The sequence below is a fragment of the Mesorhizobium sp. WSM4830 genome (assembly GCF_055811495.1).
Genome location: NZ_JBVVQI010000002.1, coordinates 68,575 through 95,241, shown reverse-complemented (window position 1 = coordinate 95,241; position 26,667 = coordinate 68,575). Strand labels below are relative to the sequence as shown.

The 26,667-nt window shown below is 63.8% G+C and carries 24 protein-coding genes, 1 tRNA gene and 1 pseudogene; 13 read left to right on the top strand and 13 right to left on the bottom strand.

Annotated elements, in window-relative coordinates:
• Window positions 1-70: 70 nt before the first annotated feature.
• Complete coding sequence (locus AC0L2Y_RS03345; protein WP_473554186.1) at window positions 71-1,006, bottom strand: LysR family transcriptional regulator; 936 nt, start codon at window positions 1,004-1,006, stop codon at window positions 71-73.
• Window positions 1,007-1,094: 88 nt separating this feature from the next.
• Here AC0L2Y_RS03345 and AC0L2Y_RS03340 point away from each other — a divergent pair, with 88 nt between their 5' ends.
• Window positions 1,095-2,114: an NADP-dependent oxidoreductase gene (locus AC0L2Y_RS03340; protein ID WP_473554185.1), complete on the top strand. Its 1,020-nt coding sequence runs from the start codon at window positions 1,095-1,097 to the stop codon at window positions 2,112-2,114.
• Window positions 2,115-2,149: 35 nt separating this feature from the next.
• Entirely contained in the window at window positions 2,150-2,452 is a 303-nt protein-coding gene (locus AC0L2Y_RS03335; protein WP_473553813.1) for a putative quinol monooxygenase, read from the top strand.
• Between the two features lie 111 nt (window positions 2,453-2,563).
• Here the strand turns inward: AC0L2Y_RS03335 and AC0L2Y_RS03330 are convergent.
• Both AC0L2Y_RS03330 and AC0L2Y_RS03325 read right to left on the bottom strand, forming a co-directional pair.
• Window positions 2,564-2,713: pseudogene (locus AC0L2Y_RS03330) on the bottom strand (GMP synthase (glutamine-hydrolyzing)); the annotation flags it as partial.
• Between the two features lie 70 nt (window positions 2,714-2,783).
• Window positions 2,784-2,858: transfer RNA gene (locus AC0L2Y_RS03325), tRNA-Gly, on the bottom strand.
• Between the two features lie 231 nt (window positions 2,859-3,089).
• Here AC0L2Y_RS03325 and AC0L2Y_RS03320 point away from each other — a divergent pair.
• The 4 genes from AC0L2Y_RS03320 to AC0L2Y_RS03305 all read left to right on the top strand — a co-directional run bounded on the left by AC0L2Y_RS03320 (window position 3,090) and on the right by AC0L2Y_RS03305 (window position 5,820).
• Complete coding sequence (locus AC0L2Y_RS03320) at window positions 3,090-3,587, top strand: prolyl-tRNA synthetase associated domain-containing protein (protein WP_473553812.1); 498 nt, start codon at window positions 3,090-3,092, stop codon at window positions 3,585-3,587.
• Window positions 3,588-3,672: 85 nt separating this feature from the next.
• A complete protein-coding gene (trxA, locus tag AC0L2Y_RS03315) occupies window positions 3,673-4,665 on the top strand; it encodes a thioredoxin (RefSeq protein WP_473553810.1) in 993 nt (330 codons plus the stop codon).
• Window positions 4,666-4,827: 162 nt separating this feature from the next.
• Window positions 4,828-5,499, top strand: a complete 672-nt coding sequence (locus AC0L2Y_RS03310; protein WP_473553808.1) for an LON peptidase substrate-binding domain-containing protein — start codon at window positions 4,828-4,830, stop codon at window positions 5,497-5,499.
• Window positions 5,500-5,580: 81 nt separating this feature from the next.
• On the top strand, window positions 5,581-5,820 hold the full coding sequence (locus AC0L2Y_RS03305; RefSeq protein WP_352491696.1) for a Trm112 family protein: 240 nt from the start codon (window positions 5,581-5,583) through the stop codon (window positions 5,818-5,820).
• Window positions 5,821-5,910: 90 nt separating this feature from the next.
• On the opposite strand, the gene AC0L2Y_RS03300 is transcribed toward AC0L2Y_RS03305, so the two are convergent.
• Genes AC0L2Y_RS03300 through AC0L2Y_RS03290 form a run of 3 tightly spaced genes read right to left on the bottom strand, consistent with a single transcriptional unit; the run spans window position 5,911 to window position 11,724 of the window.
• Window positions 5,911-9,219, bottom strand: a complete 3,309-nt coding sequence (locus AC0L2Y_RS03300; RefSeq protein WP_473553806.1) for an error-prone DNA polymerase — start codon at window positions 9,217-9,219, stop codon at window positions 5,911-5,913.
• Window positions 9,216-10,694, bottom strand: coding sequence for a DUF6504 family protein (locus AC0L2Y_RS03295; protein ID WP_473553804.1), 1,479 nt, complete (start codon window positions 10,692-10,694; stop codon window positions 9,216-9,218). Before AC0L2Y_RS03295 ends, AC0L2Y_RS03300 begins: the two co-directional genes overlap by 4 nt.
• On the bottom strand, window positions 10,627-11,724 hold the full coding sequence (locus tag AC0L2Y_RS03290; RefSeq protein ID WP_473553802.1) for an ImuA family protein: 1,098 nt from the start codon (window positions 11,722-11,724) through the stop codon (window positions 10,627-10,629). The genes AC0L2Y_RS03295 and AC0L2Y_RS03290 overlap by 68 nt, the downstream gene beginning before the upstream one ends.
• A 184-nt stretch (window positions 11,725-11,908) precedes the next feature.
• Here AC0L2Y_RS03290 and AC0L2Y_RS03285 point away from each other — a divergent pair, with 184 nt between their 5' ends.
• On the top strand, window positions 11,909-12,331 hold the full coding sequence (locus tag AC0L2Y_RS03285) for a metallopeptidase family protein (RefSeq protein WP_023721935.1): 423 nt from the start codon (window positions 11,909-11,911) through the stop codon (window positions 12,329-12,331).
• A 164-nt stretch (window positions 12,332-12,495) separates the two neighbouring features.
• Here the strand turns inward: AC0L2Y_RS03285 and AC0L2Y_RS03280 are convergent, their stop codons facing one another.
• Window positions 12,496-12,702: a DUF1737 domain-containing protein gene (locus AC0L2Y_RS03280; RefSeq protein WP_352491692.1), complete on the bottom strand. Its 207-nt coding sequence runs from the start codon at window positions 12,700-12,702 to the stop codon at window positions 12,496-12,498.
• Window positions 12,703-12,730: 28 nt separating this feature from the next.
• Entirely contained in the window at window positions 12,731-13,612 is an 882-nt protein-coding gene (locus AC0L2Y_RS03275; RefSeq protein ID WP_473553800.1) for an HpcH/HpaI aldolase/citrate lyase family protein, read from the bottom strand.
• A gap of 278 nt (window positions 13,613-13,890) precedes the next feature.
• On the opposite strand from AC0L2Y_RS03275, the gene AC0L2Y_RS03270 reads away from it, so the two are divergent.
• Genes AC0L2Y_RS03270 through AC0L2Y_RS03255 form a run of 4 tightly spaced genes read left to right on the top strand, consistent with a single transcriptional unit; the run spans window position 13,891 to window position 18,903 of the window.
• Entirely contained in the window at window positions 13,891-15,435 is a 1,545-nt protein-coding gene (locus tag AC0L2Y_RS03270; RefSeq protein WP_473553798.1) for a DUF4153 domain-containing protein, read from the top strand.
• 4 nt (window positions 15,436-15,439) lie between these two features.
• Complete coding sequence (locus tag AC0L2Y_RS03265; RefSeq protein WP_473553796.1) at window positions 15,440-16,132, top strand: response regulator; 693 nt, start codon at window positions 15,440-15,442, stop codon at window positions 16,130-16,132.
• Window positions 16,120-17,706 (top strand): ATP-binding protein, encoded by a 1,587-nt coding sequence (locus AC0L2Y_RS03260; protein WP_473553794.1) that lies wholly within the window; start codon window positions 16,120-16,122, stop codon window positions 17,704-17,706. Before AC0L2Y_RS03265 ends, AC0L2Y_RS03260 begins: the two co-directional genes overlap by 13 nt.
• Window positions 17,707-17,736: 30 nt before the next feature.
• Entirely contained in the window at window positions 17,737-18,903 is a 1,167-nt protein-coding gene (locus AC0L2Y_RS03255) for an NAD(P)/FAD-dependent oxidoreductase (protein ID WP_473553793.1), read from the top strand.
• On the opposite strand, the gene AC0L2Y_RS03250 is transcribed toward AC0L2Y_RS03255, so the two are convergent.
• The 4 genes from AC0L2Y_RS03250 to AC0L2Y_RS03235 all read right to left on the bottom strand — a co-directional run bounded on the left by AC0L2Y_RS03250 (window position 18,881) and on the right by AC0L2Y_RS03235 (window position 20,734).
• The gene (locus tag AC0L2Y_RS03250; RefSeq protein ID WP_473553791.1) at window positions 18,881-19,423 is read right to left on the bottom strand and encodes an SRPBCC family protein; all 543 of its coding nucleotides are present in this window, start codon (window positions 19,421-19,423) and stop codon (window positions 18,881-18,883) included. The two genes, AC0L2Y_RS03255 and AC0L2Y_RS03250, sit on opposite strands and share 23 nt — an antisense overlap.
• A 35-nt stretch (window positions 19,424-19,458) precedes the next feature.
• Window positions 19,459-19,905, bottom strand: a complete 447-nt coding sequence (locus tag AC0L2Y_RS03245; RefSeq protein ID WP_473553789.1) for an SRPBCC family protein — start codon at window positions 19,903-19,905, stop codon at window positions 19,459-19,461.
• Complete coding sequence (locus tag AC0L2Y_RS03240) at window positions 19,905-20,216, bottom strand: ArsR/SmtB family transcription factor (protein WP_352491684.1); 312 nt, start codon at window positions 20,214-20,216, stop codon at window positions 19,905-19,907. Before AC0L2Y_RS03240 ends, AC0L2Y_RS03245 begins: the two co-directional genes overlap by 1 nt.
• A 92-nt stretch (window positions 20,217-20,308) precedes the next feature.
• Window positions 20,309-20,734 (bottom strand): GNAT family N-acetyltransferase, encoded by a 426-nt coding sequence (locus tag AC0L2Y_RS03235; protein ID WP_473553787.1) that lies wholly within the window; start codon window positions 20,732-20,734, stop codon window positions 20,309-20,311.
• Window positions 20,735-20,902: 168 nt separating this feature from the next.
• Here AC0L2Y_RS03235 and leuD point away from each other — a divergent pair, with 168 nt between their 5' ends.
• Together leuD and AC0L2Y_RS03225 are read left to right on the top strand one after the other, a co-directional pair.
• Window positions 20,903-21,508, top strand: a complete 606-nt coding sequence (leuD, locus tag AC0L2Y_RS03230) for a 3-isopropylmalate dehydratase small subunit (RefSeq protein ID WP_292663076.1) — start codon at window positions 20,903-20,905, stop codon at window positions 21,506-21,508.
• Window positions 21,509-21,568: 60 nt separating this feature from the next.
• Window positions 21,569-22,498, top strand: coding sequence for a hypothetical protein (locus tag AC0L2Y_RS03225; RefSeq protein ID WP_473553785.1), 930 nt, complete (start codon window positions 21,569-21,571; stop codon window positions 22,496-22,498).
• 152 nt (window positions 22,499-22,650) lie between these two features.
• On the opposite strand, the gene AC0L2Y_RS03220 is transcribed toward AC0L2Y_RS03225, so the two are convergent.
• Entirely contained in the window at window positions 22,651-26,463 is a 3,813-nt protein-coding gene (locus AC0L2Y_RS03220) for a tetratricopeptide repeat protein (protein WP_473553783.1), read from the bottom strand.
• Window positions 26,464-26,667 lie beyond the last annotated feature (204 nt).

The window sequence follows — 26,667 nt, the reverse complement described above, 5'->3', positions numbered from 1 at the left end:
AATGGCGCCGACCAGCGGACGGTCGACACCAGCGGCTGAGCGTCCCTTGAGTTTCTCCTGCCCGGTGTCTTCAGGCCGAATGCTGGCCGTGACCTTCACCTGTTTCTCGACACACCCGCAACAGGTCGAGGAAGGCGCGCACAGCGGGATTGGCGCGCCGGCTCTCCGGCCAGACCGCCGTGATATTGTGCCGCTCGACCGCATGGTTGGAAAGCACCGGCACCAATTCGCTGCGCGCGACATGGGGCGCCGCGATGAAGTTTGCGCTGATGCCGATGCCGCCGCCTGCAACCAGCGTTGCGATCAGCGCTTCGCTCGCGTCCACGACAATGCCGGATGGAGGCATGATTTCGATTTCGCGATCGCCGACACGGAAAGGCCAGCGCAACACTTGGCCGCTGCTTTGATAGCGCAGGGTCACAGTGTCGTGTCCTTCCAGTTCGTCCGGATGCGAAGGAGTGCCCCGTGCGGCCAGATAGGCTGGCGACGCGAAGCAGCAGAGCCAATGCGGTGCGAACTGGCGCGACAACAGCCGCGAGTCAGCGAGATCGCCGATCCGCACCGCAATGTCGATTCGCTCTTCAATGATATCGACGAACTGGTCGCTCAAGCGAAGGTCGACTGCGACCTTGGGGTGCAGCCGGCGAAAACTCGGCAGTGTGGGTGCGATCATATGGATGCCGATCGGCAGTGAGGTGGCGATCCGCAGAGTGCCTGACGGTTCCGAGCGCGCCATCGTCGCCATCTGCTCGATCTCCTCTGCTTCGCGCAGCAGCCTAAGCGCGCGCTCATGCAGGTCGCGCCCCTCTGGTGTGAGGGTCAGCGAGCGGGTCGTGCGGGTAATGAGGGATATGCCCAGGTTCTGCTCCAGCCGCTGGATGCTTTTGCTGATAGCTGAGGGGGAAATCGACAAGGATCGGGCGGCCGCGGTGAAGCTGCCCATCGACCCGACACGGGCAAAGGCGATCAGCCCCGTTAGCCTTTCAAGTGCTATTTGTTCCCTCATGGAATTACTAAAGCGAATTCGAGCACAATTATCAATCTTGTACGATTTGACTACATCACGTTCAACCTTGGACACACCTAACGGAGTGATGATGAGCGATGTGATGAAAGCAGTCCGTCTGCACGAGTTCGGCGGTCCAGACTTATTGCGCTACGAGAATGCGCCCCGCCCCGCTGCGACGCCGGGTGAGGTTCTGGTCCGGGCCCACGCGGTCGGCCTCAATCCGCCGGACTGGTATCTGCGGGATGGCTACCGGTCGCTCCCTCCGGAGTGGCAACCTTATCCCGCCTTTCCGCTAATCCTCGGATCGGACATGTCGGGCGTTGTCGAGGCTGTCGCCAGCGACGTGCGGGGCGTTGGCGTCGGCGACGAAGTCTACGCCATGGTGCGTTTCCCAGAGCATGTCATGGAAGGCAGCAAAGCCTATGCCGAGTATGTCAGCGTGCCAGCTTCGCAGCTGGCGCGGAAACCAGCCAACATCAATCATGTCCATGCGGCCGGCGCGCCCATGTCGCTGCTTACCGCCTGGCAGTTCCTGATCGAGTTGGGTCACGACGAACCCAACCCGTTCCAATCGTTCACGCATGTGCCGGTGCCCCTTGAGGGCAAGACGGTTCTCGTCAACGGCGCCGGAGGTGGCGTCGGGCACTTGGCCGTGCAACTAGCAAAATGGAAGGGTGCGCGTGTCATTGCCGTGGCATCGGGCAAGAATCGGGGTCTGATGGGCGACCTCGGCATCGATCAATTCATCGATTACACCAGAACGTCGGCCGACGAGGTCGTGCGCGACGTTGATCTCGTCCTTGATGCCGTCGGCGGTCCGGACACCGGCCGCTTCCTCCGCACCTTGAAGCGGGGTGGTGCCCTGCTACCGGTGTACCCGCTTGGCTTTACCGGCCACGACGAAGCCGAAACGCGTGGTATCACGGTTTCGACCACGCAGGTCCGTTCGAATGGCGCACAACTAGCGCAAGCCTCTCGCCTGCTGGACGATGGCACCGTCCACATCGTCATTGACAGCACGTTCCCCCTCGCCGAGGCGGCAAGAGCACATGAGCGCGCCGCTCGCGGGAACATCCAGGGAAAGATCGTCCTGACCGTTACATAATCGAAAGGATGGGGAAGGCTCAGGGGAAAAAAGCGATGCTTATCGTGACCGGATATGTCCACGTCGAACCATCCGCGGTGGCCGAGTTCGTCACCGATATCGAGGCGCTTGCGCACACTGCCAAGCAGCGTGACGGGGGCCTGTTCTACGCTGTTGTCGTGGATGATCGTGCCGCCGGGCGTCTGCTCGTCGCAGAGCGGTGGAGAGATCAAGCATCCCTCTCTGCTCATCTTCATGCGCCCGAAACTCTGACATTCGTGGAGCGGTGGCGGGACCGGATGAGAGGCGACCTCCGCAAATACGACGCGGCGAACGAACGGACGCTCTTCGATGAATAACGGCGTTATCTTATGTTCTATACGCCCCGCCGGGAATGAGATTCGGACTGGAACGGCAACTGCGCGGCAGCGAAAATCGCTGCGGAGACACCCTACTGCCGCCGCTTCCCTTCACTCCCGCTCGATGGTGCCCCGCGGTTTGCTCGTCACGTCGTAGACGACGCGGTTGATGCCGCGCACCTCGTTGATACCTTGGTGGCGCTGGCCGGGCGGTTCGAACGTGCCCCCTACTCCGTCAATGCTCCGGCTTGCCACCGCCCCACCGCCAAGGCACATAAGCAAAAGGCGCCCCGAAAGGCGCCTCTTAATCACTTGATTTCCGATAGAAAACTGGAGCGGGTGAAGCGATTCGAACGCTCGACCCCAACCTTGGCAAGGTTGTGCTCTACCCCTGAGCTACACCCGCTCGCGCGGCTTTTTGGGCCGCAAGCCGCGCCTATATGGCTGAAGAGCGCGGCGATTGCAACAGGGAATTCGCAGGCTTTTTGCTTCGCCGGCAATGCGGACAAGCCCTCCCGCGAGACCTCGCAAGGCAATCACCCCCGCCTTGCGCGACGGGCTTGTCTTGGCCGCATCATTGGCCGTAAACGGCGTTAGCCGAACAAGCCGTTGAAGCGGGCCATCAGAAGAAAGACCGATGCCGAAGACCGAAGCCGAACTTTTCGCCTTTCTCTCAGGACTCGGGATCGAGGTATCGACCCGGCGCCATCCGCCGCTGTTTACGGTCGCCGATTCGCAGGCGCTGCGCGGCGAGATTGCCGGTGGCCACACCAAGAACCTGTTCCTCAAGGACAAGAAGGACAATTTCTTCCTGGTCAGCGTCGACGAGGAGGCGGTGGTCGATCTCAAGCAGATCCACCATCTGATCGGCGCTGCCGGCCGCGTGTCCTTCGGCCGGCCGGAGATGCTGATGGAGCTTCTCGGCGTCGTCCCGGGCGCGGTCACGGTGTTCGGGCTGATCAACGACACCGAGCGAAGGGTCAAGGTCGTTTTTGACGAGGAGTTGATGAGCCATGCGGTGGTCAATGCCCATCCGCTGACGAACGAAGCGACGACTTCCATCGCTGCCGTGGACCTGGTCAAATTCGTCGAGGCAACCGGACATGATGCTGTTATCTTGAAAGTCTCGGCATGATCGCCACATGGGTGACTGAAACCGGGTTCTAAATAAGGATGTTGCGCCCGTCCCTTGGCCGGCGGCGCGACCGAAAGGCGACGAGATGAGCGATAGCAACCCCTTTGGCGGCCCGTTTGGCAGCAATGGCGGCCAGTATGCCACCACCGTGCAATATGGCGGCACCGATGCCGCGCGTGAGAAGGTCGCGCTTGCGGAGGCGCCGGCCGACGTCATCAAGGACACAACGACCGCTGGATTTGCCGCCGACGTCATCCAGGAATCGCGTCGCCAGCCGGTGCTGGTCGATTTCTGGGCGCCGTGGTGCGGCCCCTGCAAGCAATTGACGCCGCTACTGGAGAAGGCGGTGAAAGCCGCCGGCGGCAAGGTCAAGCTGGTCAAGATGAACATCGACGACCATCCATCGATCGCAGGCCAGCTTGGCATCCAGTCGATACCGGCGGTCATTGCCTTCAAGGACGGCCAGCCGGTCGACGGCTTCATGGGCGCCATTCCCGAGAGCCAGATCACGCAATTCATCCAGAAGGTTGGCGGCAAGAACGGTGGCGCGCCGCAAGTGGCCGAGGCGCTGGCCGCGGCCGCCGAAGCGCGCGACGCCGGTGACGCGCAGACGGCGTCCGACATTTACGATGCCATCCTGGAACAGGCGCCGGAGACGATCGAGGCGGTCGCCGGACTGGGCGACCTGCTGTTCGAGGCCGGCGATGCCGAAGGTGCCGAGGCGGTGCTGGCGCGGGCGCCGGAAGCGAAGAAGGATGCGCCCCAGCTCGCCGCGCTGCGGGCCAAAATGGCGCTCGCTGCGCAAGCCGCGGAACTGGGCAATCCGGCAGAACTGGAACGGCGGCTGGCCGAAAATCCCGGGGATCACCAGGCACGGTTCGAGCTTGCCATGATCCAGAACGCCAAGGGTGATCGCATGGCGGCGGCCGACAATCTGCTGGCGATCATCAAGGCCGACCGCTCGTGGAACGACGACGGCGCCAGAACCCAGTTGCTGCAGCTCTTCGAGGCATGGGGCATGACCGACGAAGCAACGCTGTCGGCACGGCGCAAATTGTCGTCGCTGCTGTTTTCCTGAGCCGGCGCAGACTGTTTTGTCGCGCGGGCTTGCGGTGGGCGGCAGCTGCGCCAGATTAGGTTTCGGACGGCGTTCGATTTCAGATTTCCGGTGTTGCGCCTTGTGCCGGCCGGGAGGAGACGGATTTGGTGCGCTTCCTGACAAAGCGATCGGAGGATTGAGGTGCAGGCGGGAAACGCGCATTACCGACTCGCTGCGGACTTACCATCGACCATGCCGATCTTTCCGCTCGAGGGCGCATTGCTGCTGCCTGGAGGCCGCATGCCGCTCAACATCTTCGAGCCGCGCTATCTGCAGATGGTCGACGAAGCGATCGCCGGGCCGCGGCTGATCGGCATGATCCAGCCCAGCCTCGACGGTGCGCTGCGTCCCGACGGCGAGCCGGAGCTGTGCAGTGTCGGCTGTGCCGGGCGCATCATTGCGCTGTCCGAGAGCGGCGACGGCCGTTACCTGATTTCGCTGCAGGGCGTGTGCCGGTTCCGCATTGTCCAGGAGCTCACGGTCAAAACGCCGTTCCGCCAGTGCCGGTTGGCACCTTTTCTCGCCGATCTCGACGAAGAGCAGGCAGACGCCGAGATCGACCGGCCGGCGCTGCTCAAAGCGTTTCGCGCCTATCTGCAGGCCAACGATCTGGAGGCCGACTGGGAAAGCGTCAGCCGCGCCGAAAACGCCATGCTGGTCAACGCGCTGTCGATGATGGCGCCCTACGGGCCGGCCGAGAAGCAGGCGCTGCTCGAAGCGGCCGATCTGAAGACACGCGCCGAAACGCTGATCGCCATCACCGAAATGGCGCTGGCGCGAGACAATGAGGATTTCGGTTCGAGTTTGCAGTAGGCTCTTGCCTTCTCCCACAAGGGGAGAAGGGGAGGCCGCGCTCGAAACCTGAAGCAGTTCCCTTGTGGAAGGATGGATCGAATGGCGGATGGACGTGACGGGAACAGGACTGTCGATCCCAAGCTGCTGGAACTGCTGGCCTGTCCGCTGACCAAGGGGCCGCTTGCCTGGGATCCGGAGCGCGGCGAGCTTATCTCGCGGGTGGCAAAGCTTGCCTATCCGGTGCGGGACGGCATTCCGATCATGCTGCCATCGGAGGCGCGCGTCATCGCCATAGACGATGCAATGCCACCGCCGCCGCGCCTGGGTGGAACGGGATAAGGCCGGTCTGTAGCGATCTTTCGCACCCCCCTCTGTCCCGCCGGCATCAAAGTTCAGCACCGCAGCAGCGCTCTGACGAAGACAGCGGGCCTATTGAAAATTGCGTCCCTTGGGCATGACCTTCTCCGCCTTTCCCAATAGTTCCGTTTGCGCGATGCTGCCCGGCCGAACCTCGTCTGCACGGCTCGAAGGCTCATCCGCAGGTCCTGCCTCTTCCAGCAGCACCGACAGCCACGGCGTCAGATCCTCGACCTTCTCGGCGACGATATGGATGACGTCCGATTCCGATTGCAGCTTGCCGGTGACGCGGATGAGACGCGCGCCCATGACGATGGGGCGGAAGCGGTCAAAAGTCCTTTCCCAGAAAATGATGTTGGCGACCGCATTCTCGTCCTCCAGCGTCAGGAAAATCGCCTTGCCATTGCCCGGCCGCTGCCGCACCAGCACGAGGCCGGCGACCGAAACGCGCCGGCCGTCCCGCACCTGGCCGAGCCGCGCATTGGGCGTGACGCCGGAACGATCCAGCCTTTGACGCAGGAAGGCGACCGGGTGCGCCTTCAGCGACAGGCCAAGCGAGCGGTAATCGTGGACGACGTGCTCGCCGAGCGGCATTGTCGGGAGCCTGGTCTCTGGCTCGAGATCGCGCAAGCGGATCGCCGGCTGATCGAACAGCGGCAGCTTTTCGGCGGCACTCTTGCCGTCGAGCGCGCGGACCGCCCATAGAGCGTCGCGGCGGTTCAATCCAAGCGAGCGGAAAGCGTCGGCCTGCGCCAATTTTTCGATCTCGTCGACGTTGAGGCCCGAGCGCAGCCAGACGTCGCGCACGGATGCATAGCCGGCGCCGCGCCTCGACACAAACGCTTCCATGCGCTCCTTCGACAGCCCCTTGACCTGGCGAAAGCCAAGCCGGACGGCATGGCTGGTCCGGATGACGCCGCGCATCTGGGCATGGCGGTCAAGGATACGATCCGGATCGAAAGGCGATTGTTCCAAGGCGCAATCCCAGCCGGAAAAATTGACGTCGACCTCGCGGATCTCGACACCGTGGTCATGCGCGTCGCGGACAAGCTGGGCCGGCTGGTAAAACCCCATCGGCTGGGAATTCAGGATCGCGGCGCAGAACACGTCGGGATAGAAGGTCTTGAACCAGCAGGAGGCATAGACCAGCAGGGCGAAGGAGGCGGCGTGGCTCTCGGGAAAGCCATACTCGCCAAAACCCTCGATCTGCTTGAAGCAGCGCTCGGCGAAGTCTTTTTCGTAGCCCTTGGCGACCATGCCGTCGACCATTCTCTTGCGGTAATTGCCGATCGTGCCGGTGCGCTTGAATGTCGCCATGGCGCGGCGCAGTTCATCGGCCTCGCCCGGCCTGAAGCCGCCGGCGACGATGGCGATCTTCATCGCCTGCTCCTGAAACAACGGCACGCCCAGCGTCCTGCCGAGTATTTTTTCCAGTTCCGGCTTGGGATATTCGGGTTTTTCCTTGCCTTGCCGCCGGCGCAGATAGGGGTGGACCATGTCGCCCTGGATGGGGCCGGGCCGCACGATTGCCACCTCGATGACGAGGTCGTAGAAGCTTTTCGGCCGCAGCCGCGGCAGCATCGACATCTGCGCGCGCGATTCGATCTGGAAGACGCCGATCGTATCGGCGCGGCAGATCATGTCGTAGACATGTTTGTCCTCGGCCGGCAGAGTGGCCAACACATAAGGCCGGCCGTACGCGTCCCGCGCTTCCGGATAATGCTCCCGGAGCAGGGTGAAGGCGCGCTGCAGGCAGGTCAGCATGCCGAGCGCCAGTACGTCCACTTTAAGGATTTTCACCGCGTCTAGATCATCCTTGTCCCACTCGACCATCTTGCGCTCGTCCATCGCCGTCTTGACGATGGGTACGATCTCGTCGAGCCGGTCCCTGGTGATGACGAAACCGCCGACATGCTGCGACAAATGACGGGGAAAGCCCATGATCTCGTTGGCGCATTCGATCACATGCCTTGTCGATGGATCGGTCTGATCGAGGCCGCCGGCCTTTGTCTCCTTTTCACCGAGCTCCGAGGTCGACCAGCCCCAGATCGAACTGGACAGCGCGCCCCGGACGTCGTCCGACAGGCCCATCGCCTTGGCCACTTCGCGCATCGCCGAGCGGCCCCGGTAGCTGACGACGGCGGCGGCCAGCGCGGTGCGCTTGGTGCTGTATTTGGAATAGATATACTGGATGACCTCCTCGCGCTTTTCATGCTCGAAATCGACGTCGATGTCGGGCGGTTCGTTTCTTTCCTCGGAAATGAAGCGCTCGAAAAGCGTGTCGATCTTGTCCGGGCCCACTTCGGTGATGCCGATGCAGAAGCAGACGATCGAGTTGGCGGCGGAGCCGCGCCCCTGGCAGAGAATGTTCTGGCTGCGAGCGAATTTGACGATGTCGTGGACAGTCAGGAAATAGCGCGCGTAGTTCAGGCGCTCGATCAGGGCGAGCTCCTCCTCGATGCGCTGCGTCACAAAAGCCGGCACGCCCGAGGGGTAGCGGATGGCGGCACCCTCCTTGGCCAGCCTTTCCAGCTCGGCCTGCGGCCCGAGGCCCGATTCCGTCGGCTCGTCGGGATAGTTGTATTGCAGGTCACTGAGCGAGAAGGTCAGCTCGCCGGCAAAACGCAGCGTTTCCGCCAGCGCTTGCGGATGTCTGCGGAAAAGCCGTGCCATCTCCACCGGCGGCTTTAAGTGACGTTCGGCATTGGCCGCCAGCTCCAGCCCCACCTCGGCGACGGGCACATTGAGGCGAATCGCCGTCAGCACGTCCTGCAGCGGGCGCCGTTCCGACGTATGGTAGAGTACATCGTTGGTCGCCATCAGCGGGATGCCGGCCAGCTCCGCCATCACCGCCGCCTGCTCGATACGGAAGCGGTCGTTGCCGCGGTAATCCGGCGAAACCGCCAGCCGCAGGTTTTCACCGAAGCGATCCCGGAGCCGGCTAATCAAAGCGAGGCTATCGCTCGCCCCCGCCGATAGATCCGGCAGGATGGCCAGCGACAGGAGATCGCCCCATTCGAGAAGATCGCTCTGTTTGAGGAGCGTCGCCCCTTTTTCGTTTTCGTCACGCAGATTGGCCTGCGTCAGCATGCGGCAGAGATGACCCCAGCCCTTGCGGTCTTGCGGATAAGCGAGGATGTCCGGCGTGCCGTCGCAAAAAACCAGGCGGCAGCCGGGATGATAGGAAACACCCTCCACCTTGGCCTGCTGCCAGGCGCGCACCACGCCCGCCACCGTGTTGCGGTCGGCGAGACCGATCGCCGAAAACCCCAGGAATTTTGCCGCCACCACCAGCTCCTCCGGTTTCGAGGCGCCGCGCAGGAACGAGAAGTTCGACTGGATGCCGAATTCGGCATAAGGGATGGCCGTCAGCGCATTCATGCGAAGATCCCATGCATGAACCAGCGCGGCGAAGGCTGCGAGGCGCCGTAGAGGCCCTGGCGATAGAGCCAGTAACGGCGGCCGTCGGCATCCTCGATGCGGAAATAATCCCGGGTTGGCTCATCTTCTCGTCCCGCCGCCTCTCGCCACCATTCCGGCGCGATGCGCTCCGGCCCTTCGGCGCGCGCGACCCGGTAGAGCGCGCGCCGCCAGCGGAAGTTCAAAGGCGGGCCTTCCGGCATTTCGGTCGCCGGCACCTCGATCGGCTCGGGCGAACGGAAAAGCCGGATCGGCCGTTCCGGCTGGAAGACGGTCGAGGGAGCGTCCTTCGCCTTGTCGGGCTGCTTCGGCGGCGAGCTTCTCTGCGGCGCCTCCGCGAAGGGAAGGGTGGCGACGGCGCGCTCCGGGAAATGGCTCTCGACGGCGACCGGCTTCAAGACCGCGCCTTCGCCGAGCCGGGCGCGAATGCGGTCGGCAAAAAGCGCGAGATCGGCACCGTCGTCGTTCGTCTCGCCGGCAAGGTCGGCCTGCTGCATGTCGAAGGCGGCGACGGTCAGCACCGAAAGGCGCACGAGATCGAAGCCATAGCCGGCGTCGATATCCTGTTCGAGCGTGGCAAGCCTTTCATGGAACAATTTCTGGATCAGCCGCGGCTCGCGCAGAGGCCGCGAGGTGCCGACGGCGATGCGGCTGACACCGCCATCGACGCGGAAAAGCAGCAGCGCCAGCCGCCTTGCGCCCTCGCCGCGACGCTCGAGGTCGCTCTTCAAGGTGGTCGCCAGCATGCCTGTCAGCCGCTCGATGTCCTCGGTCAGCATGATCGGTTCGGCAAGGTGACGCTCGACCGAAAGCGGTGCCACCGGCAGGCGCGGCGACACGGCCTCCTCGAGGCGGCCAAGCGCCTGGTCGAGGCGCAAGAGCAGCGATGCGCCGAAGCGGCGGGCCAGCGGCGCGCGCGGTGCTGCCATGACGGCGCCCGCCGTGCGCAGGCCGACGCTTTCGAGGCTGGCGCGGACCTCCGGGCCGATGCGCAGCGCCGCCAGAGGCAAGGGCGCGAGAAGCGCTTCCTCCTCGCCATCGGGAACGATGCGGTCGCCGGCAAACCGCGCCGCCGCCCAGGCAGCACCAGGCGTGGCGGCAAGCCCGGCGCGGACATCGAAGCCCTGATGGAAAAAACGCGACAGGATATCGTCCAGCATCGAGCGTTCGCCGCCGAAAAGATGGGTGCAGCCGGTGACGTCGAGATAGAGGCCGTCGGTCCCGTCGAGCGCCACCAGCGGGGTATAGCGGTCGCACCAGTCGGCGAGGCCTTCGAGCAGGCGCCGGTCGGCCTCCGGATCGGCCTCCACGATGTCGATCGAGGGATGCATGGCGCGCGCATCGGCTATGCCCATGCCGCGCTTCAGGTTAAGCGCCTCGCCCCGCTCGTCGAGGGCGGCGATGCGCTGGGTGTTCCCTTGGCGATGGCTGATCACGAGCGGTGGGTGAGATGGCGGCAGGTGATCCGACGGCCGGGAACGCCAGGACCGCCCCAGACGCTGCCGCAGGATCCTCTCGGCGGCGAGATGCGGAAACCACAGGGACAGGATTCTTTGGCCGTTCTGGGGCCCATTCCTGAGACCTTCTTTCCTCGCCCCGTCTTTCTTCGAATATGCGTTCATCGGGGTTCCACTCCAGTGTGAATTTTCCGGGCAAGGCAGTGCGGCTCTTGCCGATGGTGACGGTGAAGGCGGGCCGGCCGATCGAGCCGGTGAGCGGCCCGGCGAGCGTCTCGCGCGCTGCCGCCGGTGCCGGCGACAGGACGAGGCGGACCGGCGCTGCCGTCGGCTCGGGCTCGCCGGCCTGGCGCAGCAGGAGCAGCGGCCGGCCGGCACTCTGCGCCCGGGCGTGCAGCCGCCGCGTCGCGGTGAGGTCAAGCCGCTGCGGGCTGCCGCGGATTTCCAGGATGACAGCGGCCAGCGCCGTCATCCTGGCAGCCTCCTCGGCGACCCACAGCGCATCGAGCAGCCTTGGCGCCTCGGAAAACAGCAATTGCTCCGGCTCGATGCCGAAAAAGGCATGAAGCCCCCGGGCATAGGGAAAGCCGGCCTCGCGGAAAACTTCGGATGTGCCGATCCACAGCACCGGCAGTCGCGGCCCCTGGCTGAGGATCAGGCTGACGAGCGACAAGGCAAAACCGGCGACGGCCCCGGCATCGCGGGTCGCGGCGCCATGAAACTCGCTCAGTGCCGCCTTCGGCAGGCCGCCGCTCAGCGCAGCATCGAGGCGCTCGGCGCCGGTGCGCAAAAACGCATCGGGCGGCGCCACGGCGAGGCCGCGGCGGACAATGGTCAGATTCCGAGCGGGTGCCGGATGCCGAGAGGGTGCCGGACTCTGACGAGGGACATCCGCGTCAAACGACGAACCGGCCGGCGCCTCCAGGCGTTCGGGCAAGGTCCCTTCGATCTTCGCGATCTGGCGGCGCAGGGCAAAAACAGTCTCCCGCGCCACGGCGCTTGTCGCCATGACGGTCAGCTTCCACTCACAATTGTTCCTGTTATGTTCCTATAGATTCCAGAGGCCGCCCGAAGAGTCAAGCGGAGTCATGGAGAATTTATTCCTGTAGTTGGGGCGATGACACGGGCGCTCCAGTCCGATCATTTGCCGAGTCCGGCCTGAAAGCCTATATGCCGGGATCAAAGGACAAAGCATGGCTCGCATCTACCAAACACGCATCTGGCACGACCAGCTTTCGCCAACGATGGAGGAAATCGAGCTCCTGGCGCTGGAGGCCTATGCCCATCTGCCCGAGGAGTTTCGCAAGCTGACCGGTGAGATCGTCATTCAGATCGCCGAATTCCCGACCGACGAGATCATGGACGACCTTTCGCTGGAAACGCCCTTCGACCTGCTCGGCCTGTTCGAGGGGCGCGGCATCGCCGAGCGCTGGAATCCGCAGACCGGCGAGGGGCCGAACCGCATCACGCTCTATCGCCGCGCCATCCTCGACTACTGGGCCGAGAACGAGGAAACGCTGGGCGACATCGTCACCCATGTGCTGATCCACGAGATTGGCCACCATTTCGGCCTGTCGGACGACGATATGGAGAAGATCGAAGAGGCAGCGGAGTAGGATGTGCTGATATTCAGGTGATGCCGGCCTGCGAACGGCGGTTTCCTGCGCTTCCGGTGCTCACGTACCCAAAAGTACGCTCCGCTCCGGTTCTCGGAATCCACCATTCTCGGCGCGGCCTGACCTGAATCTCAACACACCCTGCTTCGGCGCTTTTGCAAAGCCTACCAGTCGCTGAGCTTGGTGTCGGGGCCGTATTCCTGGCCCTCGATGTCCTTCACCACCGCCTGGGCGCAGCGCATGGTCTTGGCCTCCTTGTCATAGGCATAGGTCGGCGAGCCGAACAGGTGCCAGCCCTTGTTGAGCGCCGCCGTCACCTTGTGGCAGAAGCTGGCGTCGTCCGGGCCGGACAGAAAGCGGTAGAGTTTCATTCTTCAATCCTGTCGTCAGTTGCGATAATCATGCGCGAACAGCGGCGGCCTTCGCCAGCAGTTTTTCGGCCTGCGCCAGATGCAGCCGCTCGACCATCTTGCCGTTCAGCGCAACTACCGCCCTACCGGTATTTTCGGCGAGCGCGAAGGCTTCCTTGATCGTGCGCGCCTCGGCCAATGCTTCAGGCGACGGTGCAAAGGCGCGGTTCGCGGCCTCGATCTGGGCTGGATGGATCAGCGACTTGCCGTCAAAACCCATGGCGGCCGCTTCCGTGCACTCGCGCGCAAAGCCGTCCATATCGCTAAAATCATTGAAGACGCCATCGAGCAGGTCAAGGCCGCCGGCACGCGCCGCGAGCACCATCTGCATCAGCCATGGCACGAGATAGCGCCGGTCGGGCGTGGCGAGAATGCCTGTGTCCTTGACCAGATCATTCGTTCCGGTAACGAAACAAACCAGTCGAGAGGCCGGATCGCGGCCGAGCTCAGCGATCGGCCCGATGTTGAGCAGCGCCTTGGGCGTCTCGAGCATCGCCCACAGCTTGACCTCGTCCGGGATAAAATTGTCGTCGAGCACGTCGCCGGCCTCGAGGATGTCGCGGGGCGTATCGACCTTGGGCAGCAAGATGGCGTCGGGTGTGCATTTTGCCGCGGCCAGCAGGTCGGCGCCGCCCCACTCGCTCGACAGCGCGTTGATGCGTACGACCATCTCGCAGCGCCGATCGGAACGGCCGGCGAAAACCGCCGCCAGCTTTTCGCGCGCGGAAGGCTTGTCGACCGGGGCGACGGCGTCCTCGAGATCGATGACGACGGCATCGCAGGCCAGCGACGGGATTTTTGCCAGCGCCTTGTCGTTCGAGGCCGGGACGTAAAGCACCGAGCGGCGCGGGCGATAGCTTTCGGTGGTCATCTCCGATCTATGCCGCCTGCAGCCGGCCGAGGCAAGCCGTGCACAAAAACTGCACGCAATTTCGGAAAATCTCCTCGTCTCCGCCCCGCTTGCCACCCGACAGAATGCGACAAGGGCGGCATGCAAGAAAAAACGAACTCCCGTTGGTCCCTGCCGTACCGGCTTCGCCGCGAAAGCTGGTGGCTCGTCGATCCGGCCCAGACTTTGGCAACCCTCCTCCCTTTCGTCCGCAAATCCCTGCCCACCGGCCGCATCAAAGCCACCGAGAAAGCCCGATCATGACAGTGTTCCTCTCGGCGGCGCCGAGCTATTGCAGCCGCTTCGGCATTGCAGTCCTGCTCGTCGCGCTGGCTGATTTCTTTTTCTATGGCCAACCGGCGGGCATCACACTTTTCCTGTTCGGCGTTGCGATTGCCGCGGGGAGCATGGCTCTCCATCCTCTCGGCGTCTTCAACGATGGCAGGTTCTGGTTCAAGCCGGTTGCGCTGCTTGTGGCGCTGCTGCCGCTTGTGGAAAATGTCAGCGCACTGTCCGTCTCGATCGCGCTGGCGGCGACGGCCATCTTCGCGCTTTCACTGGCCGGACGGTTGCGGCGCGGCCTTGCCCGCGTCGCCGGCCAACTCTCGCTGTTCCTGCTGGCAACGCCATTTCGGCTCGTCCTGGATTTCCTCCGCTGGCGCACGGCGGCGCGGCGGCTTGGCCGGCGGCGCGTGCGCCTTGCGGCGATCGCCGTCTGGGTCATGCCGCTGAGCCTCGGCGCGGTGTTCCTCGCCCTGTTCGGCGCCGCCAATCCGGTCATCGAATACTGGTTCTCGCTGATCGACCTGATGGCACTGCTCAACCTCATCCAGCTGCCACGTCTCGCCTTCTGGCTGTTCGTGCTTGCCGGCGTCTGGGCCTTTCTGTGGCCGCGGCTGCCGCGCTTGTTCCGCCGCCGCAAAGTGTCGCCAGCCAGCGCACCGGCGACGCCGGCCACCAGGACCACCATCGAAGACATCGTCTTCGGCAAGGCCGCCATTCTCCGCGCGCTTGTTGTCTTCAACATCCTGTTCGCGGTGCAGAGCGCACTCGACGCCACCTATCTGTGGGGCGGTATCGCGCTTCCCGACGGGCTGACCTATGCCGCCTACGCGCATCGCGGCGCCTACCCGCTGATCGTCACGGCGCTGCTGGCCGCCGGCTTCGTGCTGGCGGCGCTGAGGCCGGGAAGTGCGACCTCCGGCGATCCGCTCATACGCCGGCTGGTTTATGTGTGGGTGGCGCAGAACATCCTCCTGGTGATCTCGTCGATCCTGCGGCTCGATCTCTATATCGGCATCTATGCGCTGACCTATTGGCGTGTCGCCGCCTTCGTCTGGATGGGGCTGGTGGCGGCGGGCCTTGTCCTGATCATCGCCCGCATCGCGCGCGAAAAGTCCAACGAATGGCTGCTTTCCGCCAATCTTCTGACGCTATCGGCGACGCTCTATGCCTGCTCGTTCATCAACTTTGCCGCGCTGATCGCCAACTACAATGTCGACCATTGCCTCGAAATGACCGGCCAAGGCACCCAGCTCGACGTCTGGTACCTGCGCTCGCTCGGCCCCGGCGCCTTGCCGGCCCTCGATCGCTCCGTCCAGCACAAGAGCAGGACGGTTTCTGCGGAGGATGCCTCCATCCGCGAACTCGCAGGCTGGTATGCACAGGACGAAGCACGCTTCCGCGCCGGCCAGGAAAACTGGCGCGCGTGGAGCTTTCGCAATTGGCGGATCAATCGCACCCTCGACAGGCGTGGCGCATTCGTGGTTCCTCCGATGTCCGAACCCTTCATGCCGGGCCGCTGATTTGATGCCGCACCACATACTGGTCGCCGACGACGATCCGCACATTCGCGAAATCATCTGCTTCGCACTGGAAAAGGCCGGCATGAAAACGCTGGCGGTGCCGGACGGCGCGGCTGCCTTGCAGGCGATCGAACGCCGTGCGCCCGATCTCGTCGTGCTCGATATCGGCATGCCGGAAATGGACGGACTGGAAGTGTGCCGGCGGCTGCGCCACACATCCGACGTGCCGGTGCTGTTCCTGTCCGCGCGGGATGAAGAGATCGACCGCATCCTGGGGCTGGAGATGGGCGGCGACGACTATGTCACCAAGCCGTTCAGCCCGCGCGAGCTGGTCGTCCGCGTCAACGTCATCCTGCGGCGCGCCCGGCCCGCGCCGGAACCAGATGACGACCGGCAATTCTCGCATGGCAGACTGTTGCTGGTTCCGGCAAGCCATACAGGCAGCTTCGACGGCAAGCCGCTGGCGCTGACCTCGATCGAATTCGCGATCCTGAAAGGATTTCTGGCGCGGCCGGCGCATGTGCTCGGCCGTGACTTGGTGATGGCCAACGCCTATGCCGCCAACATCCATGTCGCAGACCGCACCGTCGACAGCCATATCCGCAACATCCGCGCCAAGCTGGCGGCAGTCGGCTGCCTCGATGCAATCGAGACCGTGCACGGCGTCGGCTTCCGGCTGGGTAAATGCGGGAGTTGAGCGCCCAAAAATGGGTTGGCAACAAATGGCGGCCTCGGCTCGCCACGGTCGTCATTGCCATCCTGATCATGGTGATGGCACTGCCGCTGGCCGGCCTGTTCTTCTTCCGGCTCTACGAGAACCAGCTGATCCGCCAGACCGAGGCCGAGCTGATCGCACAAGGCGCCGCCCTTGCCGCGATCTATGCGCAAGAGGTCCGTGAGGCCGGCCTTGCCCCGGAAAAGCTCGGCACACCCATGCCTCCACTCATCACAAGGGATCGGGCTTCTCCCTACCAGCCAATCGAACCGCGCCTCGATCTTGCATCCGACAGGATCCTGCCGACCCGGCCCGCAGCCATCGCGGCCAGCGTCGATCCTGCCTTCGCGGCAATCGGCGCACGGCTGTCGGGCATTCTTGTCGAGACGCAAAAGACTACGCTTGCCGGCTTCCGGCTGCTCGACCCCAGAGGCGTGATCATCGCCGGCCGTGAGGAAGCCGGCCTGTCGCTCGTCGCCGTCGAAGAAGTTCGCGCAGCACTTGCCGGCCGCTACGCCAGCGCGCTCAGGCTGCGGGTTCCCGACCAGCCGTCGCCGCCGCTCTATTCGGTCAGCCGCGGCACCAAGGTTCGCGTCTTCGTCGCCATGCCGGTTGCCGTCTCCGGCAAGGTCGCCGGCGTCGTCTACCTGTCGCGGACGCCGAACAACATCGTCAAGCATCTCTATGGCGAGCGCGGCAAGGTGGCGCTGGCGGCAATCGCCATCCTCGGCGGCGCACTGCTGATCGGGCTGGTCTTCCTGCGCACCGTCAGCAGGCCGATTTATGCGCTGATGGAACGCACGAAACGCATCGCCGCCGGCGACCGCGAGGCGATCAGGCCGCTCGATCACCACGGCACGCGCGAAATGGCTGCGCTCTCCGCTGCTTTCCTCGACATGGCCGAAAAGCTGCACGCTCGCTCCGACGGCATCCAGACCTTTGCCACCCACGTCTCGCACGAGCTCAAATCGCCGCTGACGGCGATCCAGGGGGCCGCCGAACTGCTGCGCGATTCGGGCGGCGCGATGGACGAGGTCGAGCGGCGGCGGTTTTCGGACAATATCGTCACCGATGCCGGCCGGCTCAACCTGCTGGTGCGACGCCTGCTCGACCTGGCGCGCGCCGAAAATCTCGAGCCGAGCGGCGAAAACACGTCGCTTTGTGCGGCACTGGCGCTGCTGCCGGGCGACGACAGGCTGGCGGTACGCCTCGAGGCGGGCGCCGATATCGGCCTGCGCATGTCGGCTGAAAACGCCGCGATCGTGCTGGCCAATCTCATCGACAATTCGGCGCGGCACGGCGCGACGCTGGTTTCGGTCACGGCAGCAAGCGCGGACGGCAAGGCCACCATTGTGGTGGACGATGACGGCGCCGGCATTTCGCCCAGCAACCGAGGCCGCATCTTCGAGCCGTTCTTCACCACGCGCCGCGATTCCGGTGGCACCGGCATGGGCCTCGGCATCGTGCTGGCCCTCCTGAAAGCGCATGATGGCACGATCCGGCTGGTTGACTCGGCGAGCGGCACGCGCTTCGAGATCATCCTGCCGGCGGCGTGACTCGGCGGTTCAGATCGGAAGGGCGAAAAGGTGCACAACGACATCGTCATCATCGGCGGAGCTATCGTCGGCTCCTCGGTTGCCTATTATCTGCGCGAGGAAGGGTTTTCGGGCTCGATCGCGCTTGTCGAGCGCGACCCGCAATTTTCCCGCGCCGCGACCACGCTGTCCTGCGCTTCGATCCGCCAGCAGTTCTCGATCCCGGAAAACATCCGGCTGTCGCAGTTCACGCTGAAACTGTTCCGGCGGTTGAAGGAAGAGTTCGGCGCGGACGCCGATATCGGCTTTCGCGAAGGCGGCTATCTCATCCTTGCCGGCGAGAACGGGCTGCCGATCCTGCGGGCCAACCACGAGGCGCAGATGGCTGAGGGCGCCGACATCGTGCTCGAGGATGCCGAGACGCTCGTCCGCCGTTTTCCGTGGCTGTCGGTCGAGGGCATTTCCGCCGGCGCCTATGGCCGCAGCGGCGAAGGCTGGTTCGACGCGCATGCGATGCTGATGCTGTTCCGCAAGGCACTGCGGACGAAGAACATCGATTTCATCACGGCGTCGGTGACGGGTATCGAGCGGCTAGGCGGCCGGGTCAGTGGTGTATTTCTGGACAATGGCGAGCGGCTCGAGGCCGGCACCGTCGTCAACGCCGCCGGGCCGAATGCCGGCAAGGTGGCAGCAATGGCCGGGCTGGCGCTGCCGGTGGAGCCGCGCAAGCGCAATGTCTTCGTCTTCGAGGCGCGCGAAAAATATGACGACATGCCGCTGCTGGTCGACCCGAGCGGCATCTATGTCCGGCCGGAGGGCTCGGTCTACATCACCGGCGGCGCCGAGCCGGAAGAGGGCGAAGGAGCAGCTGATCCCGCCGACTTCGACCCCGACTGGCCGCTGTTCGAAGAGGTGATCTGGCCGGTGCTGGCGACCCGCATTCCAGCCTTCGAGGCGATCAAGCCGACGCGCGCCTGGGTCGGCCATTACGACTACAACACGCTCGACCAGAACGCGGTGATCGGCCCGCATCCCGAGGTCGGTAATTTCCTCTTCGCCAACGGTTTTTCCGGCCACGGCCTGCAGCAGGCGCCGGCGGTCGGCAAAGCGCTTGCCGAACTGATCGTGCATGGCGGCTATCGCACGGTGGATTGCTCCGCGTTTGGGTACAGCCGGGTCGCTGAAGGGCGGGCGTTCAGAGAACTGAATGTAATTTGACGCTGGCGCGAAGCGATGCGACCGTTGGATCAGCCGCCACCAAGCCGCCTGCACCAAGATACGCCTGAAGCCAGCCCAGCACCCTACCCCAACCTTCCGCATGCTCGGTTGCGGCGTCAGCGAGGCCGGCAAAGCCGCCATGACAGATGGTGACGCGCGTGCCGCCGGCGATCGGCTCCAGCAGCCAGGCGACTTTGGTTTCGCGGCGGCCAAGCGTCGGATGGTCCCAGTCGTATCTCCGCGTCTGCACGATCCGGCGCGGCTCCTCGATCTCCAGGAATTCGCCACTGGCGGGCAGGTGTCTGCCGGCCGCCGTCTCGACGGTGACGCTCCAGCGGCCGCCGACGCGGAGGTCGGCCGCCCATCCGGCCATCCGGTAGGTCTTGGCGGACCCCCACCAGCGCTCGACCTCGCGTGTAACGAGCGCGTCAAAGATCCGCTCGGGCGGCGCGCAAACATCGGCGCTCGCCATAACGGTCTCACCATTGGTCATGCTGTGCACCGCGGAACCGTGCATCATCTGTCCTCCAGAAACGTTTCGCTGTCGAAACGACCTCAAGCCTTCGACGCCGGGCGCGACAGCCCTTTGCCGGTTTCCAGCAGACTCTTCAGGCTGGACAGGATGAGCGGCCAGCCGTTCGCCACATGGCCGAGCAGCTTGTGCGGCCCGTCGGCTTCGTGTGTGACGGCGAGCTTCATCATCTCGCCCTCCTGCTCGAGGGCGAAGGTGCAGCGTGTGTAGCCGTCCGCCTTGACCTCGGGCATGAACTCGTTGCGCCATTTGAGCACGATGCGCTTGGGTGGATCGATCTCGAGGACCTCGCCGCTGTCGGTGACGCGGCCGTCGGTGTAAACCATCTTCCACGCCGAACCTTGTTTCCAGTCGCTTAGCATCTGGGCGCCGAGGAAATATTGCCGCTGGAACTCCGGCTCGGTCAGTGCTTGCCAGAGTTTTTCGGGCGAAGTGCGGATGTAGGTGACATAAACGAAAATGTTGCTCATCAGTCTTCCCTTTCGAGACGTTTCTTCAAATCGCTGAGGGCGCCCAGTCGCCCCCGCTCGAATTTGCCGATCCAGCGTTCGGCGATCTCGTTGATGGGAACGGGATTCAGATAATGTTGCTTCTCGCGTCCCTTGCGGATGGTGGTGACGAGGTTTGCTTCTTCCAGGATCGCCAGATGCTTGGTCACCGCCTGGCGCGTCATGTCCATCTCACCGCACAGCGCGTTCAGCGTCTGTCCGTTCCTGGCATGAAGGCTGTCCAGCAATCGCCGGCGTGTCGGGTCGGCCAAGGCCCGAAAGACATCATCCATGCTCATGACTCTAATATGCAACCATTTGGTTGCATGTCAAGAGGCAGAACCCTAGCCAAGGATGCCCAGGTTGAGGTTGCTGGAAGTGGATTTCAGCGCTTGCGGCCGAACCAGAATGCGTTGGGCATCCGCTCCATGCCGATACGCTCATAGAAGCCGACCGCGTCGGGCATGGAGATCAGGCTGATGGCGACGGACGGCCCGAGTTGCCGGCGTGCTTCATCCATCAGGCCCTTGCCGATACCCAGCCCTTGCGCCGATTTGCAAACGGCGAGCTCGGAAACGTAACAGACCCACGAGAAATCGGTGACACCGCGGGCAACACCGACCAGCGGCTTGCCTTCTGTGTCGAGACGCGCGGTGAGCACCAAATTGGCCGCTGACAGCATCGCCTTCAATCGGGTGTCGTCATCGACGGGGCGGTTGGCGCCGAGGCCGGATTCCACCAGCACGCGGCGGAACTCGGCGGTGCCGAGGCCCGGTTCGCTGGCGTAGAGGACCTTGGATCGCGTTGTCATGTCGATAAAAGTGCACCATGGGCCGGTGATTTTGAAGCTGTTTTGTACCGATCTTGTGTTTTCGATCGACGACGGAAGTCCAAAAACAGCCGTCTTTTATTTGCCCGCGGCATTGTGTAAACCGGGCGCCAGCAATTCCCCGCAATGAGAAGAAGACGGGCAAGAACCATGGAAAAATTCACCAAGCTCACCGGTGTCGCCGCGCCGATGCCGATCGTCAATGTCGACACCGACATGATCATCCCCAAGGATTATCTCAAGACGATCAAGCGCACCGGGCTCGGCACCGGCTTGTTCGCCGAAATGCGCTACAAGGACGACGGTTCGGAAAACCCGGACTTCGTGCTCAACAAGCCAGCCTACCGCAAGGCGCAGATCCTGGTCGCCGGCGACAATTTCGGCTGCGGTTCGAGCCGGGAACACGCGCCGTGGGCGCTGCTCGATTTCGGCATCCGCTGCGTCATCTCGACCTCGTTCGCCGACATTTTCTACAACAACTGCTTCAAGAACGGCATCTTGCCGATCACCGTCAGCCCGGAAGACCTGGAGAAGCTGATGGACGACGCCTCGCGCGGTTCCAACGCGACGCTGTCGGTCGATCTCGAGGCCAAGGAAATCCGCGGGCCGGACGGCGGCGTGGTCAAGTTCGATCTCGACGAGTTCAAGCGCCACTGCCTCTTGAACGGCCTCGACGATATCGGCCTGACCATGGAGAAGGCCGGCGCCATCGCTTCGTTCGAGAAGAAGAACGCCGAGCTGCGGCCCTGGGCCTGAGCGGTACGATGACCCGGCCGCGACAGGCCGGGTTCGTGGAGGCTGAACGGAGGGACAGTCATGACACGTTCGCTTCTTGCCGGCGCCTGCGCGCTGGCGTGGATTCTGATGACGATGGCTGGCGCGCATGCACAGACCGACACGGTGCTCGTGCCGGCTGACGATGCGCCCGGCACGGCCGCCGACCAGGGCGCGTTGAGCAATGCGGCCCTAGCCGACAATGACAAACAGGCGCCGATCCCGTTCGAGGGCGGCCAGCTGACCATCACCCAGGAGGAAGAGTACGGGGAACGGGTGCTCGCCTTCGACGGCAAGGAACTGGCGCGCAATTACGACGTCTTCTTCGACAAGATCGTCGAGGTCGGCGGCGTCAAGGTGGCACTGGTCGATGTCGGCGACGGCGGCAACCAGTGCGGCCCGGCCAAGGTGATCGTGTGGAAGCCGGAAGGCGGCACGATCCAGACGGTCACGGTCGAGCAGGACGAATGCGGCGCGCCGCCGGCCGCGATCTCCGACAGCGCCATCTATTTCGTGCCCTATCTGCTGCCGGGTGATTCCAAGCCGGCGCTGCAATGGTCGCCGACGGACGGACTGACGACGTCCGGTAATCTGACCTATATGCCGGAGCCGGGCACCGACTGGAAGGACGTCGATCCGTCGAAATACGACAACATCATCGACGCCTTCCACAATGGGGCGGTCTACAAACTAGCCGAGACGCTGCTCGGCAAGGACATGCCCGACATGGCGACCAGCCTGCTGGTCGGCGGCGGTACTGAGAAGACCGCTTCGGGCGCCTTCTTTGCCAGCGGCTGCGTGCCGCACGATTGCGGCGGCAATGACGGCTTCATGGCGGTCGACCCGGTCAACCATAAGCTCTATTTCGCCAGGCGCGGCGACAAACCGGAGCCGGACACATGGCCGGCGGTTGCTACATGGCCGGCCGATGTGAAGGAAGCGCTGGACAAGGCGCTGGGGTCGGCGAACTAGCCTGGCGACTGAGCCATGTCGTGACTTCGGCCCAATTCACTGGCACGGCTGCAGGAAAAAGCAGTTTGTCGGGATCCTTTCCATCGCCTCCGTCCTGCCGGCCTCGGCCCTTCGCTGCCGCTCCGGGCGTTCGTCGTTCGAAAAGCCAAGCCTCACTTCGCTCCGAGGCGCAATGCCTTCTTGCGGTCGGCCTCGGCACGCTTGTGGTTGCCCTTGGCGTCCCACGCGCGGCTTCGCACTTTATAGGCGGTGGCGAAATCCGGCTTGAGTTTTATCGTCTGGCTTAAATCGGCGATGGCCCCGTCATAGTCCGCCTTGCTGATCCGTATGACGCCCCGGCCCAGATAGGCAAAGAGATTTTTGCGGTCGAGACTGAGCGCCCTTTCGAAATCGCGCAGTGCCGCGGCGTCCTCATGTCTGCCCATCCATATGAGACCCCGATCGGCATAGACCCTTGCGTCCTTGGTATTGAGGGTGATGGCCTTGTCGTAATCCGCAAGCGCCCCGTCGTAATCTCCCTGGGAACCGCGGTTCTGGCCGCGGTCATAGTAGGTCTCGGCAAAATTCGGGTTGAGCGCGATCGCCTGGCTGTAATCAGCCACGGCATGAGCGTAATCGCCCTTGGCCTCCCATGACATGGCGCGGGCCAGATAGGCATCGTGGAATGCCGGAAAGAACGCAATCGCCTTGTCGTAAAGGGCTATGGCGCCGTCATAGTCGTCCTTTCCATACAGCGCTCGACCCTTGTTGAACGTCTGCGCGGCCAGCGAAGTCCAACCCGGCCTGGTCGCTTGCTCGCCAGCCCGGCCAGCGGCCTTGCCTGACATCTTCGATGCGTTCGCTTCGTCTCTTGCCACTATCGCCAACTTGCGGCCCTTGCGGGCGGGGGCCATCTTTGGATCGAACTTCAGCGCCTGGTCGAAGTCGGCAATCGCCTGGTCGAAGTCGCCCTTGGTGAACCAGACGCTGCCACGCGCAAAATAAGCCGGCGCATATTGCGGTTTGAATGCGAGCACGCGACTATAGTCGGCGATGGCGCGATCCAGTTCGTTCTTGTTGGTCCACGCGACGGCGCGGCCGATATAAGCGTCTAGATAGCTGGGATAGAGTTCGATCACCTTGCCGAAGTCGTTGATGGCTGCGTCGTACATGCCCTTCTCGACAAGCGACGTGCCGCGGCCGACATAGGCCGAGGCTTTTCTCGGATCGAGCGCAATCGCCTTGCTGTATTCGGCTATGGCGCGATCATATTTGCCTTTGTCGTAGAAGGCATCGCCCCGATCGATGAAAGCCTTGAGGTTCTTCGAGCCTACGGCGTTCGGCGCGCCACCAATTTTTGCCAGCGCAGCCATCGTCGCCTTGCGGGCGACCGCATAGTCTGGATTGCCAGGGTCGAGCTTTATGGCCTGGTCGAAGTCGGCGATGGCGCCGTCATAGTCCTTCTGGTCGGCCCGCGCCATACCGCGCGCGTAATAGCTGGCGTGATCCTTCGCGTCGATCCCGATTGCCACCGAATAGGCGGCGATCGCGCGCCCTGCGTCGCCCTTGGCGTGCCACGCCATGCCCCGGCAATAGTGAGCGTCGCGCGCCTTCGGCTCGAGCGTTGCGGCGCGGTCGCAATCGGCGAGAGCGCCGTCGGCGTCGTCGGTAGTCACCTTGGCGAGACCGCGGCGGAAATAGGCCGCGGCGAAATCGGGAGCGAGCTGGATGACCTTGTCGTAATCGGCAATCCCTCTGCTGTAGTCGCGTTTGGCGGTCCAGGCCCTGCCGCGGCCGAAATAGCCGAAGCGGTTGTTGGGATCGAGCGCGATCACCTGATCATATGCGCCGATCGCCTCGTCGTATTTGCCCATGTCCAGGAAGGCATCACCGCCAAGCACCGCTTCCAGCGCGCGCGGGTCCTTCGCCTCCAAGGCCTTTGCCGCCAGCGTGTCGTCCGTGGCCATGATATCCGGAGCTTGAGGCTTCGCCTCCTGACTGTCCGGCTGCGGGGTCGGTCCGCGTTCACCGTCGGCAACCTGTCCGCCGCAGGCTCCGGCCCGCTTCGGATCGAGTTCGGTGGCGCGCCGGCAATCCGCTGCGGCCCCGGCCTCGTCGCCGTTCAATGCCCTGGCGCGGCTGCGGACGAGATAGGCGTCGGCGTTGTCCGGGTCGAGGCTGATGGCCTTTGCCAGATCGAGAAGCGCGCCGCTGCTGATATATTCTGCAAGTCGCGCCTCGGCGCGCTCGATCAGGACTTTTGCAGCCGCGGGGTCTCTTATCTTCCCGACGGCCGACCGGGCTGGTTCGCCCGGCGCATGTTCGATGCAGGAGCCCGCCCGCTTCGGGTCGAGGTCGACGGCGCGCCTGCAGTCGGTGGCGGCAAGGGCGTCGTTGCCTTGCGACGCCTCGGCAAGCGCCCGGTCGTAAAACGCTTCGGCGTTGTAGGGGTCGAGCTGGATCGCAAAGCTGAACGCATCGATTGCGCCGGCGACATCCCCTTGGAGCTGTTGCTCTAGCCCCCATTTCAGATTCCAGGCAACGAGTTCGGAATGATCCTCCTTCTTGGGGTAGAGTTGCAGCGGCTCGTATGCGGGAGGTGCGGCTGGCTTGGCCGCTGGTGGCGCGGCCGGCGCGTCGGCGGCTGCGCCTGCATCATAAGCCTGGCTGGCCACGGGGTCGGCTGCTTGCGCGGTTTTCGGAATTGCCCTGCGCTTGTCGAGTTGAACGCTTAGCCTTTCCTTGCGGTAATCGGCGTTGGTCGGATCGAGCGCGATTGCCTTGTCCAGATCGGCGATTGCCTTGTCCGGATCGCTGGCCTTCCAGACAAGGGCCCGGATAAAGTACGACTTTGGATCGGCCGGCATCAAAGAGATGGCTTTGTCGAGATCGGCAAATGCCTCCTTTGAATTGCCGATCCGGGCCATCATCATGCCGCGTACTCGGTAGGCCTGGGCGTCGGCCGGGTCGCGGCGGACGACTTCATCCAGATCTGCAAGAGCGCGCGCATAGTCTTTCTTTGAGCCCCAGCTCTTGGCGCGGTTGAAGTAGAAATTGGAGTTTGCCGGATCCAGCCGGATCGCCTCGTCGAACGCGGCAATGGCGCGGGTATGGTCGCCCTTGTTCTGCCATTCCACTCCATTCGCATTTTGGGCGGAAGCGGCGCTTGAGCCGGTTGCGCCGCCACTGCCGTCGTCCGGTTCGCCCAAAGCCTCGATGATCAGGCGCGCGCAATCGCGCCCCTTGTCTACATCGACCCCGGCAATATGCTTGCAGTCGGCTTCGGCGCGCCTGCGCTCGCCCTTGGCGATCCATGACAGGGCGCGGTCATGGTAAGGCGTGACAGGGTCCGTTCGCACGCTCTGTGCCTTGTCATAATTGGCCTGGGCCCGCGCCGCGTCGCCCTTGTCTTTCCAGGCAATGCCGCGCACGCCATAGGCCATCTCGTTGGCAGGGTCGATGTCGATCGCCTTGTCGCAATCGGCAATGGCGCGATCGAGCTCGCCTTTCTTGCCGAGCGCCCCGGCGCGATCGACGTAGAGGCTGGCATCGTCCGGCGTGAGCGTGATCGCGCGCGTATAGTCCGCAACGGCTCGATCGAAGTCTCCCCTGTCTTCCCAGGCAATGGCGCGATTGGTAAAAGCGCGCGTGTAAGTCGGATCGAGCACGACGACGTCGGTCATATCGGCGATGACGTGGTCGATATCGTTCTTCCGGGTGTAGGCTAGGCCGCGCACGAAATAGGCGTTCACGCGCAGATCGGGGATCTCCTCGCTGTCCTCGGCAATAGTGGTGCAGGCGGCGATCTGCTCGTCGGCGCCGACCTTGCCGTCGCTGAAACAGGCAGCATAATCCTTGCCGGCGGCGTGTGCCGAACTGCTCATTGCGCTAAGCACCACAATCCCCGCGAGGAGCAGCGCCAACAGCGGCACGCGCAAAAGCCCTGCAACAAATGCGGGCGCCAGCGCGTCGACGCGGCATGACATGGTTCTGATCCTCCCTCGGAGTTACTGCGACTGCCCTCGCGGATACTTATATAGTTCTGTTTTTGTTCCTCAATGCAAGCAGAAATTGCAGCGGCCGTCGAAGCTGCCGACCTCCCCTAGCGGGGTAAGGAGTGGTCCGCGTAGCGAAGGTGAAGTTAATTGCCTGACTTTCCGAACGACGAACGCCCGGCAGAAGGCCGTCCC